The following is a 16191-nucleotide window of genomic DNA, read 5'->3' on the forward strand; positions in this document are numbered from 1 at the left end:
TAATACAAGCAATTGAAGAATATATTTACTTTTATAACTATAAACGTTTCCAAAAACGACTCAACCATCGAGCTCCGGTAGAATATCGAATCTCGATGGCTGCTTAGTCTTTTTAATACTGTCTACTTGACAGGGATAAGACCATTGCTTTATCGGTCTTTTCCTTCCAAAAGTTATATTTTTATCTAATGCCTTTAGTTGAAATGTTTTTGAGATACCCTTTTTTATTGTCTTCCACTTTATAATAACCTCTACAAAAAATTGAGTTCTTCGGTTTAATCGCAATTAATAATGAATTATATATATCTGAAGCAGAAATGATTGTGTTTATCCAACATACAAATAATAAAATTGATTTAATATTTCCTGATACATACAATGATACAATAGCAGGAACGACCGATAGTACAATAATAGGCAAGCTCATAAAGATCCAAAATCTCGTTTTGGATAAGATTGCATTTGTATTTAGCCAAAAAAATATTCCACTACACGTCAAGCTAATATCACTTTTTTTATTTATAACAATAATATGTAGACATTCGTGAACAATGAAAACAAAAATACCTATGATGATGAGATAAAAAATATTAATATGAGTAAAACTTGCTCCAAAATAATACGGTATTAGAAAAATACTGATTTGAAGTACATATACAAACTTCATATAATGTTTTCGGTGCCAATCATTTTGTATAAAAGGAGTCCATTCTGACAAATCCATACTTATTTGTGGTAAGTGACGAAACCAAATGATAATATGCTCTCCCCTCCCTCATTTAAACTATTCCATATTCCGAAAATTCAGAATCTACTAATACTCAACCGCTAATATTAAATGCAAACCTTCGCTTGCCTTCACGTTTGCCGTACATTCTTCTATTTAAGCCTAAAGTGGTTCATGTTTAGGATGATTTGAGTAAGAAATTAATGTTTTCATAGACATATACATTCGACAAAATCCCCCAAATACCTTTTAGATATAATGTTATGAAATAGTTCTCGCATGTACAACTTGCTGCATTTGTTTTTGGTGAAAAATACATCCAGAATCTACACTTTAGTATGGTTAACTAGTACTTTAGAATGCAAAAAAGCTTAGAGTTTTAGCTCTAAGCTTTTTTTGCATTATCGCTCCCTTTAAAGAGCACTATTTTTTATCCATCCGGATTTACTCAATACATAATGATTATAAATTTGGTTTTCTATCATCTGTTGACCCAAATAAGTAAACCCGCATTTTTCAATAACTTTATTTGATGGCACATTTTTAATTAAAGCAATTGCGTTAAAGACATCCACATTTGTATTTTCAAATAAATAACCGATCAAGCCTTTTGTCGCTTGCGTTGCATAACCATTATTATGATATTCACTTGAAACAGCATACATAATTTCTCTGTTCGGTGCAGGGAGTTCAACTTTCATGCCTGTGCAGCACCATCCAATAAATTCATTTGTGGTTTTCTTAAATATTCCTAGTCTTAATATGTGATCATCTATGTTAGTCGTAGTTCTCACTGCATTAAGAAACGCTTTATTTTCAGGTATTTCATAATTTACAACCCAATTAACCCTTTGTTCTTTCGTTGATTTCCAGTCTGGTAAAAACTTTTCTATTTCCGGTTGATTTGCTATTTTATAAATACTCTCTGCATCTTTGACCGTAAACTCTTGTAGGTATATATCACCACAATCTATTCTAAATAACTTAGTCAAACTCTCTTCTCCCATCTTAATCCCCCTTCCTTACGTTAAAGCGCCTTAATCTGCTTCGTAAGTTCCATAAACCGTTCATCTAGTTCTTTATATTCTTTGTCTTTAGAAGTTAAAAAGCTTAATTTCCCTAATACTTCTTGTCTTTCTGTTTCTAACGTTAAACGTAGCTCTTCAATTTCATCCCTTGTTTTCGTAGGTTCTTCTAGCTGTTTTTGTATCGTATTGTTTAAAAACACGAGTTTTGTGTTAGTTGTTTTCTCCAGAAAATATCGATCGTGAGAAACGATAACGAGTGTTCCATTATACTCAGCTAATGTATTTTCAAGCTGTTCACGCGAAGGTAGATCAAGGTGATTCGTCGGTTCATCTAAAATAAGTACATCTTTTTCATCTAAAATATAAGCCATGAGCTTACATTTCACTCGTTCCCCCATACTCATATATTCAATCGGCTCTTTCCATTGGGAAGATTCAAATCCTAAATGTTTCATTAAATTTTGGACTTTTCCTCGTTCTTCAAATGTCTCTTTATAAAATAAATCTTCTGGTGTTTTATCAAGTGGTAAATCAAATACTTCTTGTGTTAAATAACCGATGTTTGCTGAAGGTGAAATCCATACTTCTCCTTCAACAGTTTCTGTTCCCATAATCATCTTCAGTAATGTTGTTTTCCCGCTACCGTTTGGTCCAATAATCGCAATCTTCTCACCGTGCTGAATTGTAAAATTAACGTTTTTAAATAATGTTCGGCTATTAAATTCTTTCCGCAATTGTTTTACTTCTAAGAAACGTTTTCCTACTTTTTTACTCGCTTGAATAGTAAATTCAACTGAATAATCCTCTTTCACACGTTCTACTTTCGTTTTCTCCAGCTCTTTTTCAAGACGCTTTCGTTTCGATTTAACTTGCGCGTCCATTCGCTTCGCCTTTACACGATAAAATTCTTTCACTCCTTCTTGTTTTGTAGACTGCGCATGTGCCTTTTGTGACCATGAACTTAATTCTTTTATATGAGTTTCTACTTGTTCTATCTTCTTTTGTTGTTTTTCATATTCACGCTGCTGCGTCATTCTTTTCTGCTCACGTGCTTTCATATAACTCGTATAATTACCACTATGATCAATTAATTTCTTATCCTCAATTGACCATATTCTTGTTGCGATAACATCTAAAAAGTATCGATCATGCGATACGACGAGAACTGTACCTTTCATGTTTTTTATTTGTTTAATGAGAAATTCCGTACTCATCTCATCTAGATGATTTGTCGGTTCGTCTAATATTAGGACATTAGGATTTCCGGCAAATCCTTTTGCTAATCGAACTTTTAGCTTTTCACCACCACTTAAAGTTAGAAAATCGTTCGTTGGCACGCCCCATTTTGCAAGGAGTTCCGCTTCTTTTGCAATTATATCCTTACTAACAAATGATTCTTTTTCTTGTTCAACATATGCTCTTGTCACATTCATTTGCATCCATTCAACAGTACCTTTTGATGGTTCAATTTTCCCATTTATTAATTGAAGTAACGTTGATTTACCAGCCCCGTTTTTACCAATTAACCCGATAACATCCCCTTGTCTTACTGTCACATTCATTTTCTCTAACAAAGTGTTTTCCTTTATTTCAACATAAACATCATTTAATTTTAATAGTTCTTTCATAATACCGATCCCTTTCATTAAGGGGAGAATAAAAAAATCCTCCCAAATAAATTTGGCAGGATTAGTCGTTAAAATATTTATACCCAAATAAGCTATTGCGTAACATAAATAGCAATACCGTTGTATGGAAATTGGGCAGACTAATCCTATTTTTTATAAATTGAAATTTATTGAATTTCAACATTTAAAAATAAGATTAGTTAATCATCGTCCACCCATCATTCCTTTCCGTCGTTAATAACCATATTGTACCATGATAGTACTGTATGAGTAAATGCAATTATATGTGCTATTATTATGATTGCTTTCTTCTAGGTCTATTTATCATTTCTTAGCTTTAAATTGAACAAGCATACTTTACATTTGCTATACTACTTTTCCTTTAGATTTCCCTAGTAATAAACTTTTAAACACTCCCTCTTATATAATTTTTATATAACTGTATGATTAATTTTATATTATACATACTACATTTCAGTTTTTATAATAAAGTTATCATTTTTAAGGAGGGATTCTACAATGGAATATAGCAAACTCGGAAACAGTGGATTAACAGTAAGTAAGATTGCATATGGTAACTGGATAAATCATGGTGGAAAAGTAAATGAAGATATTGCAAATGAATGTGTGAAAGCCGCATTAGATGTTGGAATTACAACGTTCGATACTGCAGATGTTTATTCAGACACTATTGCTGAGGAAGTGCTTGGCCGCTCTTTGAAAGGTATACGCCGAGAAAGTATAGAACTTTGTACAAAAGTATGTCATCCGACCGGACCTGGAAAAAATGATCGAGGTTTATCACGAAAACATATTATAGAAAATTGTAATGCATCGTTACAACGGCTACATACAGACTACATTGATGTCTATTATGCACATCGATTCGATACAACAACACCTCTGGAAGAAACAATGTTAGCTTTCTCAGATCTTGTAAGACAAGGGAAAGTCCTTTATTTAGGCGTAAGTGAATGGACATCGGAGCAAATCACACGCGGTGCAGCACTTGCACGAGAATTGAAAATCCCTCTTATTGCTAGCCAACCTCAATATTCGATGTTGTGGCGAGTTATAGAAACTGATGTGATTTCAACATGTCAACGTGAAGGACTTGGCCAAATTGTTTGGTCTCCCCTCGCACAAGGTATTCTCACTGGAAAATATCAACCAGGTAAACCACTCCCCGCCCAATCACGTGCTAATTCAGATGCAGGAAAACCCTTTTTCAACAAACTCGTGCAACGTTGGATGAGTGATGATGTGCTTACCGCTATCCAGGAAATTAAACCTATCGCACAAGAAATTAACCTTACCTTATCTCAACTCGCAGTTGCTTGGGTATTACAAAATCCAGCTGTTTCCTCTGCAATTATTGGCGCTTCAGATCCAGAGCAAATAAGAGAAAATGTGATTGCTTCTAGTGTTACATTGTCACCTGAAATTATGGGTCAGATTGATAGTGTACTAACAGGTTTTGCTGAGTATGATCCTAGCAAAACAGGTTGAAACATGAGTGAGCTTTACCTATAATGAAGCTTCCCTTTCCAAATCCCCCACTGCCCATCCTATGAAGATGGGCTTTTATCTTTTAAGTTCACATTGTGAAGTCAAATAAACCTCTCTAACTACCGTTAAGAAGTTTTCTAACACTACAGACTTTTCATCTTGCCTCCATCCGGCATATAAATTTATTATTGGTGTGTTCTCTTGAATTTCTTTATATATAACTCCCGATTTTTTATAACTTTCCACAGATGATGGAACGACAGAAATCCCCATACCTGCTGCAACTAAATTCACAATCGTTTGCATTTGAATTGCTTCTTGAACAATATTTAAACTTACTCCATGCTCCCAAAAGTAACTAATAATTAAATCATAAAAGTTAGTACCGAAATGACGAGGAAATAAAACAAATGGTTCATCTACTAGTTCTTTAATGGAAATATTAGGTAACGAAACTAATGCGTGATTTTCATTTAAAACCAATTTTAAACGTTCTTTAGAACAAACTTCGGAAGACAATATTTCATTATTCTGCTTAGAACGAATAAATCCAATGTGAATTTGTTTTTCATAGAGTGCTTTTATTTGCTGGTCTGTTGTCATCTCGCGTAATATAAGCTGAATTTTAGGAAACCGTTCTCGAAAGGTTTTTAATATGTCTATAGCTGTTTCTGTAGAATCGACAAAACCGATGATTAAACGCCCGATCTTCCCTTCATCCGCGAGCTGTGTTTCTTTAATGGTTCTATCTACTTGAAGTAACGTTTGTCGCGCACCTTCTAAAAAGATTTTCCCCGCATCGGTAAGTTCAACCATCCTTTTTGTCCTGTGAAGAAGTTGAACACCTAATTCTTCTTCCAACTTTCGAATTTCTTGACTTAAAGGCGGTTGTGCCATCATAAGACGTTCTGCCGCACGACTAAAGTTTAATTCTTCCGCCACTGCTATGAAATATTTCATTTTACGAATATCCATTACAATCCCCCTAACATTCACAACTAGCAAAAAAATCCCTCCTTCTAATAAATTATTAATAAAAACAGGAGGAAACTATATCAATCCCTTTTCGTTTCTTATTTATCATAAATCATTTCATGAAAATACGAGAGATTTATACTAAGTTGAATTACATGTTTTGGGCAATTTCATTACTTGCATATATTATTTGATTTACTATTTGGTTGAGTAACGAGTACTTGATATTTTATTCACCCAATTATAAAAATAAAATGTTATTCGTTATCCAACAATAACTTATTGTTTTTCAATAAATTTTTATTGATTACTCCCCTACAATAAGCTATTATATGTCTGTAGAAAATATTAATCTAAGGATTGATTTTATGGACAGGACATTAAAAATCACAAAGTTAAATATGTTTTTAAGGATTTTTCTCATCCCGATTATAGTAGGGATAATTGTTGGTATACTAACTAAATTAGGGCAAGGTATACTTCCAGGACATTGGAATTCATTAGCTAATCTAGGAAGTGTTTGGTTAGTTCCATCCTTTTTTGTGGCTAGCTTTAGTTATTCTAAGCGTACAGCTATACTTTCTGGTATCCTTGCACTACTCGGTATGGTATTAGGCTACTATGGTTATGCAATTGTTATTAAAAATGTAGCTCACTCTATTTATTTTATATCTGTATGGATTGTATGTGCATTTATAGGAGGAACTATCTTTGGAATTGCAGGTTTTCTATGGAAAGATACTACAAATCCACTTCATAAATTCGGAAGTGCGCTTATTAGTGGAGTTTTTGTAACGGATGGACTTCACATTCTTTTAAATTTTGAAGACTATAGTCACATGTTACCTGTTGGATATACCGAAGTGATAGTCGGAATTATCTTGATTCTTGTATTAGAACGCTCTAATGCTAATCGAATTTCTTCTTTCTTAATGATGGTTCCTATCATTATTTTAGGATTAATTGGATATACATTATTAAGTTTGTTTACTTAATTACAATACTGTATCATGAAAAAACAAAAGACTAATTCTATTATAATCCACAAAACATATCACGAATCGAACATTATACTTATTAATGTTGATACACTTATTCATAGGATGAATTCATGAAGCTATCTCTTTCAAAGGGGTGGCTTTTTTCTTACAAAAACTATTTATCAGCTTTTTATTAAATACTTCTAATTTAACAAGCGTATTTATTAGCGTGTCATTATACATACTAAGATTACCTTTTACCATTTCATATAATCGCTATAAAGTGAAACTTTAATCAGCGGGGGGGGGTCTCCATCCCACACTGATTATTAGCCCTCACCAATCGGACTTTTATGGGCAATTGATCCCTAACTTCTTTGCTTTCGCCGAATTTTGAGGTGGGGGTCTTACTGCCCATTAAAGCGGGATAAAATAAGGCTAAAAAACTTATCTCCAAAGTTCTTTAGCCCTGATCACTTATTTACACATTAAAAAATATAATTCGTACAACGGTAGCTTTACCAACTTCTGAATGGATTTCTACACTATGTCCTAATTGTTTCGTAATTTCATATACAAGATATAGCCCCATTCCAGTTGATTCTTTAAAATCTCTGCCATTTTCCCCTGTAAAGAAAGGTTTAAATACTCTAGGTAAATCTTGCTTCGGTATCCCTACGCCATAATCGGTGATTTCAAGTATAACGTTATTATCTTCCTTACAAGCTTTCACTTTAATCTTCTCTCGACTACCAGATGAATATTTAATCGCATTCGATAGTATTTGTCCAATTAAAAATTGTAGCCATTTTGCATCACTTTCTACAATAATGTCCTTATCAATTTTAAGCTCTGGATATACAAAATTCCGGATAAAAAAGCGTTTATGTTCATGTACAGAATCATTCACTATTTTATGTAGCTGTACTTTTTCGACATAAAAATCTTGTGTAAATGCTTCTAAACGTGCGACATACAAAGCCATCTCTAACCCTTTTTTCAATCTATCTGTTTCCTCATTTATACTTTCAAAACGTGGGTCGACTTCATCTTGTGTAATTAATTCTATTACAGATAAAGGTGTTTTCATTTGATGTATCCACTGATTCATAAAAGTTAAATGATCATTATTTTTTCTCTCTTGTATTTGCAGCTGGTTTTGATAATGTCGATATTGCACCTCAAGTAGCTCTTGAAGCGTAGTAGATAAAACTGCAAAATCTGATTTTTGAACAGAATCATCCAAAGAATGCAACGGATTTGCTAATCTTTCATAGAAGGTACGATGAGTAAAGTAACGAAACACTAAATAACCTACCATAAAAAAGACACCTAAAAACATTGCATATAATGCCGTTGCAATATGATTATGCCCATCAAACCAATATACAAGAAATATGGCTAGTAACTGGATTACTGTAAAACAAATAAGTGGTATATGATCACGAATAAATAATTTTATCATTTCTCCATACCATTATCCCAAGTTATATGTAATCTATAACCGACACTACGAATCGTTTCAATTGCATCTTCAATCTGTAATGTTTTTAATTTTTTACGCACACGTGTTGTATTTACGCTTAAAGTATTATCATCAACATAAGATTCGCTATCCCATAATTTATTTAATAGCACTTCTCTACCCACAACACGCGGATAATTTTTCATTAACATCTCTAATAAAATAGCTTCATTTCTTGTTATATCAATCTCTTGATTCTTAAGCTTTAATACAAGCCTTTCGGGATATAAACAAAGACCTTGTTGCTCAACCATCCGTTCTTCTACTTTCGGTGCATAATCTCCGTAAGCACGCCTTAAATGACTACGAATTTTAGCCATTACAACTTCGTAATGGAATGGCTTTGAAATGAAATCATCGCCACCGTTTTCAAGCGCCATAACTTGATCCATCGTGCCTTCACGAGCCGAAATAAATAATATCGGACATGTAGAAACTCCGCGAATTTGACGACACCAATAGTACCCATCAAAACTTGGTAAATTAATATCTAATAAAACTAACTCTGGTTGTTCTTCTAAAAAAATGTTTAATACATTTTGAAAATCCGATACAATAATTCCTTCATACCCGTATTTCGCGACATGTGTTGATAATAGTTCTGCAATTTTCATATCGTCTTCTACAATCATAATTTTAACCATGTGTTTACTCCTTTTTCGATCCACAATCTTATATTCAATTATATAAAATAAATACTACCTGTTTTTATATCATCCGTAAATCAAAAAAAGGATACTTTTATACAACAGTATCCTTCTTCTATTATTCTTATTTAATATGAAATTTACTCAAATTAAAACCTAGCTTCTCCACATAGTCCATACCTAGTTCCATTCGTGCTGTTTTCAGTGGATCTACAACTTGGCAAACATTTAAATCGCCTGCAGCTGATAATAAAAGTGTTGCATCAGCTTTAGACATTTCTAATTCTTCATGTAAAAATGTCACCATATTACGTACAGCGCGATTCGCTGCATCATCTAACAATTTCTCTGAAGCAATCGTCATAAGTTTTTCTTTTTGGATCGCCATTGGTAGTGGCCATTTCTTTCCTTTTATATTTTGAATTGTTACAGTTACCTCACCAGCAACTTCTACTCCACTAACACCAATTTCACCATCACCCATCGCTGCGTGTAAATCACCTAATGCTAATAGAGCACCAGGAACATTTACAGGTAATAGTAATGTTGTCCCTTCTTTTATTTCTTTACAGTCCATATTCCCGCCGTGATCATGCGGTGTGCCACATGAAATACTCTCTTCTTTCGGCGCAGTACCAATAACACCGATCATTGGATTAATCGGGATTTGTAATCCATTTGAAAACAAAACATGTTCATTATGGATTGGGACCATTTTCACTGTGTTTTCGTTTAGCTCTTCACCCATTACACCAAGATTCGCCCCTGTAGTTAAAACACCTTGCTCAGCAATTTTAATTTTTTCAATCGTTACGACTAAAATATCACCAGGTTCTGCACCATTAATATATACTGGACCAGTCGCCGGATTAATTCGGCTCCAGTCTAATTCTTGAAACGCAACATCTTCAGAGTCAATTTGATTTTCAAAGCAATCATATGTTTCAAATATAAGACGACTCCCAATTTCTACTTCCATACATGGTTTATTTTCTGGTGACATTGCGTAAATGATATGTTCTTTATGGATTCGATACATATTATCTCTCCTCTTTATATTGGTCTACAATCACAAATTAGCTTTTTTCATAAAAGCTCCTTTTAATAATTAATGAATTTACATATAGAAAAGCACTTAGCTTATTTTCATACATACACTCTTTACTATAACAGGTAAAGAAAGGTGGTATCACTATGCCCCTTATTCCATATAACGAAAGCGATGTTGATTTACTAGCTCGTTTAATTCGTGCTGAAGCTGAAGGCGAAGGTCGACAAGGTGAACAACTTGTTGGCTGCGTAGTAGTAAACCGTGTATTTTGTGATTGCTTAGATTTTAAACAACTTCGATCTGTACGTGATGCAGTATATCAAAGCCCCGGTGGATTCGAAGCCGTACAATACGGATATTTTTATCAGCGTGCTCGTGAATCAGAAAAAGAAATTGCAAGAAAAGTTTTACAAGGAGAATGGCGCTGGCCTGCACGATGGGCCCTTTGGTATTTCCGTCCAGTTGGAGCTTGCCCACCTGAATGGTATAATCAGCCGTTTGTAGGACAGTTTAAAAGCCATTGTTTTTATGAACCACGTGGTGATGAATGTCCGAAAATGTATTCACGGTAGCAATATTTGAAACGCAAGTACCTAGCTGAGTACTTGCGTTCCCTTTATTTTTTAGAAATCTAATAATGTGATGAATTTTTCAATGCCTACTACATGTATTAATAACGGTATACGTGGGCCGCTAGACTGATTTATAATGAGCCTATATATAATAATAAATAATTGTTTTTGATTTTCTTTCATTATTTTTTTATTTTCATGATGACAAATCGAATACAATTGTTCCATTAAGTTAGAGTAATCTTTGTTAGAACGAAGTATGTTGCAAACTTCTACTAGCCATTCTTTCTGTCTTTCATCTAATGTGTTGTAAAACGCTGTATTTCTCTTTTGATTTACCGCAATTAATTTTTCAGATTGAAAGTTTCTTATCCAATACTCTGCACGGTTACACATCGCTATCATAGCATCTAATGCATAACTCCTATCTGTTTTTTCTAATGTATCTTGTAAAATAGATGAATCAAAATTTAATAGCGGTAACGTTCCAGCAACCTGATTAAACTTTGGATACTCTTTAAACCCGCTATTAACTTTAGAGAGTTTAATTGCATCAAATAAATCTTCATTTTTGAGCGTTTTATTTTCATAACTATCTTTTAATCGTTCATACTCTGTATAATTGCGAATCACATCTTCATCAAGACCGATATGAAAAGCTGCGTTTGGTCTATATTTTGCAAACATAAACAGTATCACTTCTGGTAAATACAATTTTAACAACTCACTTGGTGTAATACTATTTCCTGAGGAACTAGACATTTTTTTATGATTCCCTTTAATGCCAATGAAATCATAAGAAACATAATGAGGAGCTTCACGATTGAATATTTCCATCGCAATTTCCTTTGATACATTATAACTACCCGTTTCTGATGAATGATCTCTTCCACCCGGTTCAAAAATAACATCCTCTATCATCCACCTCATCGGCCAATCGATTTTCCAATTCAATTTCATTTTATTTGTATTTAATACCAATAACTCATTTTGATTTCTGCATTCACATTCATACCGTACTGTTTTTAATACTTCATCAAAATGTGTAATCGTTGTTGCATCTTTCCCGCATCTCTCACAATATAACGTAACCGGATAAAAGCTCTCTCGCTCTTCTTCACTACACTCTCCAGTTTTAAAACTCATTAAAATATCATATATTTCTTTTCTTTTATATAAAGCCTCTAATATGTTTTTGTTATACCTTCCGCTTCTATATTCAGCATGTTGGTATATGAATTCCACTTCAACCCCAAATACTTGAAGCGATTTCTCAAACTCTTTTTCAAAATGCTCTGCATACGAATTATGACAACCATATGGATCTGGAATATCACAGTATGGCATACCAATATATTTTGCAAAAGATGGATCAATATTTTTAGGGACTTTTCTAAACCTATCGTAATCATCCCATGAAAATATAAAACGAGTCTTTTTCCCTAAAGCTCGAAGGGCTCTTACAACGAAATAAGTCGTTATTATTTCGCGAAAGTTCCCGATATGAACAGAGCCAGATGGACTGATTCCAGATGCGCAAACAAAAGTTTCCTTGTTTGGATGTTTTCTTATTAATTCATGTGCTACTTCATACGCCCAATGCATATATTACTCACCTCATTTTTTTGTTTTCACACTTTCAGTTTTATGCAATAAAAAAACTCCCACCCCCAAGATTATTCATCTTGAGGACGAGAGTTGTTAGCTTCGCGGTACCACCTCAGTTTGTCAATATGTCGCCATATTAACCTCTTCAGGTACGACAAAATATGCTTATACCCTATCTCTATAACGGGAGAACCCGTCGCACCATCCCTAAACAAATTAGTTCCTTGCGCAGCTCCAAGTCTTTTTTCGTTAAAATGTATACCGCTCTTTCTCAGCTACCAGAGCTCTCTGTACGTATCCTTTTTTAACTACTCTTCTCTTCCATGCCATTTTATATATTAGTTTTTTTATATGATAATTTACAACGCTTTTATTGTCAAACTTTTCCGGAAATAAAAGCTATCTAAATAAATGCTTTATCGCTTCTAATTGAATTTTATGGCTACATTCATCACAACAATATGTTCCCTTCGTTTTCTCTTTAAATCGTTTATATTTTTCACTACCTTCGTAAACACGAAATATATTTTTACAAGAAAAGCAAACAATTTCATAAAACATCATATGCATTTTCCTCTCCATGTTTATACATTTTTTTAATCACTTAAGAAAATCAGTTTTCCACAGTAAAAATCTTAATATCTCTGGCTAAAAGGTTTACCTATATTCTTATCGAATTATATAAATATCTTATAAAGCGAGGTGAAAATCTTGATCAGTAATATAGAATTAGTTTTAGATGCTTTAGCAAGTTTTGCTAAAGGACCTCGTTAGAATGAAAGTATTGGAGTTGAAATACAATGAATCGTATTAATTACATAAGACAAGAAGAAAAGAAATATCATGACCTTTGCTATGAACAATACAAACTATTTGAAACTGGCTCTTGGCTTTACAAACCGGTTAAAACAGTTATGGACTTAATGGAGTACTTTGAAGGACAAAATAACTTACAAGTACTTGATCTAGGCTCTGGCGTTGGAAGAAATAGCATTCCAATTGCACAAATAATAAAAAATAATAACGGCACTGTTACTTGTGTGGACTTACTGGATTCCGCTTTAACAAAATTACAAATTTATAGTAAAGAACATGATGTTTTTGAAGTTATAAAAACAGAACAAGCAGCAATTGAAAACTACTATATTGTCCCTAACACTTATGATTATATCGTTGCAGTATCTAGTTTAGAGCATGTCAAATCAGAAGAAGATTTAAAAAACGTGCTCCATTCTATGAAAAAAGGTACAAAGACCGGTGGTATCAATTGTTTCATTATTAACTCGAACATACAAGAAATTGACTTACATACGAAAGAAGAATTAGATGCTTTAATTGAAATTAACCTTCCAACTGAACATATGATATATCTATTAAAAAGCATTTATAAGGAATGGCAAGAAATAAAAGTTGAAATAAAAGAAATAGCTTATAATATAGTCCGAAACGAAAGACACATTCAATTAAAAACAAATGCTATTACGTTTGTCGTTCAGAAATAATCGTATAATTAAGATGTGACTCTTTCTCTCAAATTCATTTTTATTGTACAAAATTTGTTACTTTATATATTTATTAATCAAAACACAAAAACCATGCTTCAGTATCATTAGAAACATGGTTTTTATTATTGATCATACTAAATTGCTTAGCTATTTAATGAATTCATTAACTGGAAGAAATGTTCATGTTCATGTGTCTTATTTAATTCATACCATGAATGGAGTGTATCTGGCGCAAATACATCTAATTTTTTCAGTACCTCCACTGCAAATTCCAAAGGAGCTACTCCAGATGCAGTAATCAGATTTTCACCAGACGCTACAGATCCCATTTCATATAAATTTTCCCCTTTATATGTAGGACAAACCATTTTCATATAATCTAAACTATTACTTGTATGCTTTCTAGAATTTAAGTATCCGTAATTTGCAAGGCCTATTGTTGCACCACAAATTGCAGCCACAATAGTACCAATCTTTAAAGCTTCTTCAACTTTTTGCAATATGGGTTTATGTACGTTTTCAGTCCAAGTATTTCCTCCAGGTAAAATCAATAAATCATTACTCTCAAGTACACATTCGTCTAGGGAAATATCTGGCTTTACGTTCAAGCCTCCCATTGAAATAACCCTTTCTTTATTTATTCCAACTGTAACTTACTTTAAAAGGTGCTAAACCCTTTTTAAAATATCTACCTGTATTAAGTTCAGCAATTAAATGTCCGTATTCCCAATCGGACATCGTATGAAATACATATAAATAAGCTTTTCTAGTTTGCATTCAATAACACTCCATTCACAACTTAATCTAATCTTTTCTAAAAGATAATCTATTTATTATTTATAATTGCTTGTCGAGCTTTTTCTTTATCATCAAAATGAATAGTCAAATCCTTTAAAATTTGATACGTTTCATGCCCTTTCCCTGCAATCAAAACAATATCATTAGAAGATGCCATGTTTATTGCATGTTTTATAGCAAGTTCACGATCTACTTCAACTTTATAATTCAAATTATTATTCTGTGAAAATCCTTTTTCAATATCTTTCATTATTGCCTGCGGGTCTTCCGAACGTGGATTATCAGAAGTAATATAAACAAAATCGCTATAACTTCCAGCAATTTCACCCATTATAGGTCGTTTTTTTGCATCTCTATCCCCACCGCAGCCGAAAACAGTAATGATTTTACCTTTTGAAAACTCGCTAATTGTAGTAAGGACATTTTCTAACGCATCAGGCGTATGAGCATAGTCCACGATTACAAGGAAATCTTGATTTTCGTCTATGATTTCCATTCTACCTTCAATGCTCTTTAAATCAGATAAGCTGTCACTAATATTTGTAAGCGGAATACCTTCAACCAATGCAGCTGTTATTGCTGCTAATGCATTATATACATTAAAGTGGCCTACTAGATTTAGATTGATTTCTATTTCTCCATTAAAGGACGAAACTAAAAAACGAATACCTTTTGGGCTTAAAGTTATGTTCTTCGCTTGAACATCTGCTCCATTATGTATCCCATATGTAATAACCTCAGCTGAAGTAATTTTTTTAAAGTATTCTACCGATGGATCGTCTGCATTCAATATAGCAAAATTTTTATCTGTAATAGAAAAATCATTTCCTAATCTTGAAAATAGAAGGCCTTTTACATGCTTATATTCCTCAAATGTTCCATGGTAATCCAAATGATCTTGCGTTAAATTTGTAAAAATAGCGGTTTTAAAGTTACACCCTTTAACTCTTTCCATGTGTAAACCTTGTGAGGTAACTTCCATAACACAATAATCTGTATTATGATTTTTCATCGTTTGCAAATTCCGCTGAAGTATCGGTGGTTCTTGCGTATTAATATCAGTAGGATACCATTTCGAACCAACTTTCACTCCGTTATTCCCCATAAGCCCTGTTTGAAATCCATAATCAGTCAAAATCTTTTCAAGTAAATAGGAAGTAGTTGTTTTACCATTTGTTCCTGTAATTCCAATTAGCTTCATTTTATTAGATGGGTAACCATAGAAATGTGATGCAATAACTGCCATAGCGTATCTTGCATCTTTAACAATTATTTTAGGTATTTCAATATTTATATCTCTTTCTACAATTAACGCCACAGCACCATTTTCCACTGCATCTTCAACAAATTGATGTCGATCTTCAAGAAAACCATCGATACCTGATACACATATAAATAAATTTCCACTAGTTATTTTTCTAGAATCCATTTCTAATCCCGTAATTTCTACATTCATATCTCCATTGGTATCTTTAATCAATAACAAATCCGCCAGCTCTTTTAGTTTCAAATCCCTCGCCCCCTTACAAATTCTCCCTACTTATTTTACCACTTTATATAAAATAGTGGTTTAAAATTCCATATTAGTCGGACGAAATTTAATCATCTTCAATAAACAAAAAAATAAAAGAGCACTTG

15 protein-coding genes, 1 pseudogene and 1 other annotated feature are annotated in these 16191 nt (G+C 33.1%); of the genes and pseudogenes, 5 read left to right on the forward strand and 11 right to left on the reverse strand.

The annotated features are described in order from the left end of the window. The first annotated feature begins 11 nt into the window (after positions 1-11). Positions 12-107: an IS3 family transposase gene (locus JDS82_RS23030; protein ID WP_472926244.1), complete on the forward strand. Its 96-nt coding sequence runs from the start codon at positions 12-14 to the stop codon at positions 105-107. Positions 108-181: 74 nt separating this feature from the next. On the opposite strand, the gene JDS82_RS23035 is transcribed toward JDS82_RS23030, so the two are convergent. The 3 genes from JDS82_RS23035 to abc-f all read right to left on the reverse strand — a co-directional run bounded on the left by JDS82_RS23035 (position 182) and on the right by abc-f (position 3383). Then, positions 182-724, reverse strand: a complete 543-nt coding sequence (locus JDS82_RS23035) for a DUF3267 domain-containing protein (RefSeq protein ID WP_088091521.1) — start codon at positions 722-724, stop codon at positions 182-184. A gap of 416 nt (positions 725-1140) precedes the next feature. Next, entirely contained in the window at positions 1141-1734 is a 594-nt protein-coding gene (locus tag JDS82_RS23040; protein ID WP_199714004.1) for a GNAT family N-acetyltransferase, read from the reverse strand. Between the two features lie 20 nt (positions 1735-1754). Then, positions 1755-3383: a ribosomal protection-like ABC-F family protein gene (abc-f, locus tag JDS82_RS23045; RefSeq protein ID WP_002108229.1), complete on the reverse strand. Its 1629-nt coding sequence runs from the start codon at positions 3381-3383 to the stop codon at positions 1755-1757. 519 nt (positions 3384-3902) lie between these two features. On the opposite strand from abc-f, the gene JDS82_RS23050 reads away from it, so the two are divergent. Continuing rightward, positions 3903-4892, forward strand: a complete 990-nt coding sequence (locus JDS82_RS23050; protein ID WP_199714005.1) for an aldo/keto reductase family protein — start codon at positions 3903-3905, stop codon at positions 4890-4892. Between the two features lie 75 nt (positions 4893-4967). Here JDS82_RS23050 and JDS82_RS23055 read toward each other — a convergent pair whose 3' ends face one another. Further along, complete coding sequence (locus JDS82_RS23055; RefSeq protein WP_199714006.1) at positions 4968-5867, reverse strand: LysR family transcriptional regulator; 900 nt, start codon at positions 5865-5867, stop codon at positions 4968-4970. A 368-nt stretch (positions 5868-6235) separates the two neighbouring features. Between JDS82_RS23055 and JDS82_RS23060 the strand changes: the two genes are divergently transcribed. Beyond that, a complete protein-coding gene (locus tag JDS82_RS23060; protein WP_048566352.1) occupies positions 6236-6862 on the forward strand; it encodes a DUF6518 family protein in 627 nt (208 codons plus the stop codon). Positions 6863-7328: 466 nt separating this feature from the next. Here JDS82_RS23060 and JDS82_RS23065 read toward each other — a convergent pair whose 3' ends face one another. The 3 genes from JDS82_RS23065 to JDS82_RS23075 form a co-directional block, all read right to left on the reverse strand. Further along, complete coding sequence (locus JDS82_RS23065; protein WP_064469739.1) at positions 7329-8312, reverse strand: sensor histidine kinase; 984 nt, start codon at positions 8310-8312, stop codon at positions 7329-7331. Beyond that, a complete protein-coding gene (locus JDS82_RS23070) occupies positions 8309-9016 on the reverse strand; it encodes a response regulator transcription factor (RefSeq protein WP_000238984.1) in 708 nt (235 codons plus the stop codon). Before JDS82_RS23070 ends, JDS82_RS23065 begins: the two co-directional genes overlap by 4 nt. Positions 9017-9143: 127 nt before the next feature. Continuing rightward, the gene (locus JDS82_RS23075) at positions 9144-10058 is read right to left on the reverse strand and encodes an acetamidase/formamidase family protein (RefSeq protein ID WP_199714007.1); all 915 of its coding nucleotides are present in this window, start codon (positions 10056-10058) and stop codon (positions 9144-9146) included. A 155-nt stretch (positions 10059-10213) separates the two neighbouring features. On the opposite strand from JDS82_RS23075, the gene JDS82_RS23080 reads away from it, so the two are divergent. Then, positions 10214-10642: a cell wall hydrolase gene (locus tag JDS82_RS23080; protein ID WP_001128410.1), complete on the forward strand. Its 429-nt coding sequence runs from the start codon at positions 10214-10216 to the stop codon at positions 10640-10642. Between the two features lie 51 nt (positions 10643-10693). Here JDS82_RS23080 and lysS read toward each other — a convergent pair whose 3' ends face one another. After that, positions 10694-12247: a lysine--tRNA ligase gene (lysS, locus tag JDS82_RS23085; protein WP_199714008.1), complete on the reverse strand. Its 1554-nt coding sequence runs from the start codon at positions 12245-12247 to the stop codon at positions 10694-10696. 79 nt (positions 12248-12326) lie between these two features. Next, positions 12327-12583: a binding site (T-box leader), on the reverse strand. Positions 12584-12649: 66 nt separating this feature from the next. Next, entirely contained in the window at positions 12650-12820 is a 171-nt protein-coding gene (locus tag JDS82_RS23090) for a DUF2197 domain-containing protein (RefSeq protein WP_016134570.1), read from the reverse strand. A 230-nt stretch (positions 12821-13050) separates the two neighbouring features. Here JDS82_RS23090 and JDS82_RS23095 point away from each other — a divergent pair, with 230 nt between their 5' ends. Beyond that, a complete protein-coding gene (locus JDS82_RS23095; protein WP_199714009.1) occupies positions 13051-13752 on the forward strand; it encodes a class I SAM-dependent methyltransferase in 702 nt (233 codons plus the stop codon). A gap of 146 nt (positions 13753-13898) precedes the next feature. Here JDS82_RS23095 and JDS82_RS23100 read toward each other — a convergent pair. Both JDS82_RS23100 and JDS82_RS23105 read right to left on the reverse strand, forming a co-directional pair. Next, a pseudogene (locus JDS82_RS23100) lies at positions 13899-14532 on the reverse strand (type 1 glutamine amidotransferase family protein). Positions 14533-14581: 49 nt separating this feature from the next. After that, positions 14582-16063 (reverse strand): UDP-N-acetylmuramoyl-L-alanyl-D-glutamate--2,6-diaminopimelate ligase, encoded by a 1482-nt coding sequence (locus tag JDS82_RS23105; protein WP_048566356.1) that lies wholly within the window; start codon positions 16061-16063, stop codon positions 14582-14584. Positions 16064-16191: the final 128 nt, after the last annotated feature.

Origin of the sequence: Bacillus cereus group sp. N14 (genome assembly GCF_016483555.1) — a bacterium.
Classification (GTDB): Bacteria; Bacillota; Bacilli; order Bacillales; family Bacillaceae_G; genus Bacillus_A; species Bacillus_A wiedmannii.

Bases quoted from the DNA above. Each gene is read 5' to 3' on its own strand.
- JDS82_RS23035 (WP_088091521.1), bottom strand. From the start codon at position 724: ATGGATTTGTCAGAATGGACTCCTTTTATACAAAATGATTGGCACCGA.
- JDS82_RS23090 (WP_016134570.1), bottom strand. From the start codon at position 12,820: ATGCATATGATGTTTTATGAAATTGTTTGCTTTTCTTGTAAAAATATA.
- JDS82_RS23050 (WP_199714005.1), top strand. From the start codon at position 3,903: ATGGAATATAGCAAACTCGGAAACAGTGGATTAACAGTAAGTAAGATT.
- JDS82_RS23055 (WP_199714006.1), bottom strand. From the start codon at position 5,867: ATGGATATTCGTAAAATGAAATATTTCATAGCAGTGGCGGAAGAATTA.
- JDS82_RS23070 (WP_000238984.1), bottom strand. From the start codon at position 9,016: ATGGTTAAAATTATGATTGTAGAAGACGATATGAAAATTGCAGAACTA.
- lysS (WP_199714008.1), bottom strand. From the start codon at position 12,247: ATGCATTGGGCGTATGAAGTAGCACATGAATTAATAAGAAAACATCCA.
- JDS82_RS23080 (WP_001128410.1), top strand. From the start codon at position 10,214: ATGCCCCTTATTCCATATAACGAAAGCGATGTTGATTTACTAGCTCGT.
- JDS82_RS23095 (WP_199714009.1), top strand. From the start codon at position 13,051: ATGAATCGTATTAATTACATAAGACAAGAAGAAAAGAAATATCATGAC.
- JDS82_RS23040 (WP_199714004.1), bottom strand. From the start codon at position 1,734: ATGGGAGAAGAGAGTTTGACTAAGTTATTTAGAATAGATTGTGGTGAT.
- JDS82_RS23065 (WP_064469739.1), bottom strand. From the start codon at position 8,312: ATGATAAAATTATTTATTCGTGATCATATACCACTTATTTGTTTTACA.
- JDS82_RS23075 (WP_199714007.1), bottom strand. From the start codon at position 10,058: ATGTATCGAATCCATAAAGAACATATCATTTACGCAATGTCACCAGAA.
- JDS82_RS23060 (WP_048566352.1), top strand. From the start codon at position 6,236: ATGGACAGGACATTAAAAATCACAAAGTTAAATATGTTTTTAAGGATT.
- abc-f (WP_002108229.1), bottom strand. From the start codon at position 3,383: ATGAAAGAACTATTAAAATTAAATGATGTTTATGTTGAAATAAAGGAA.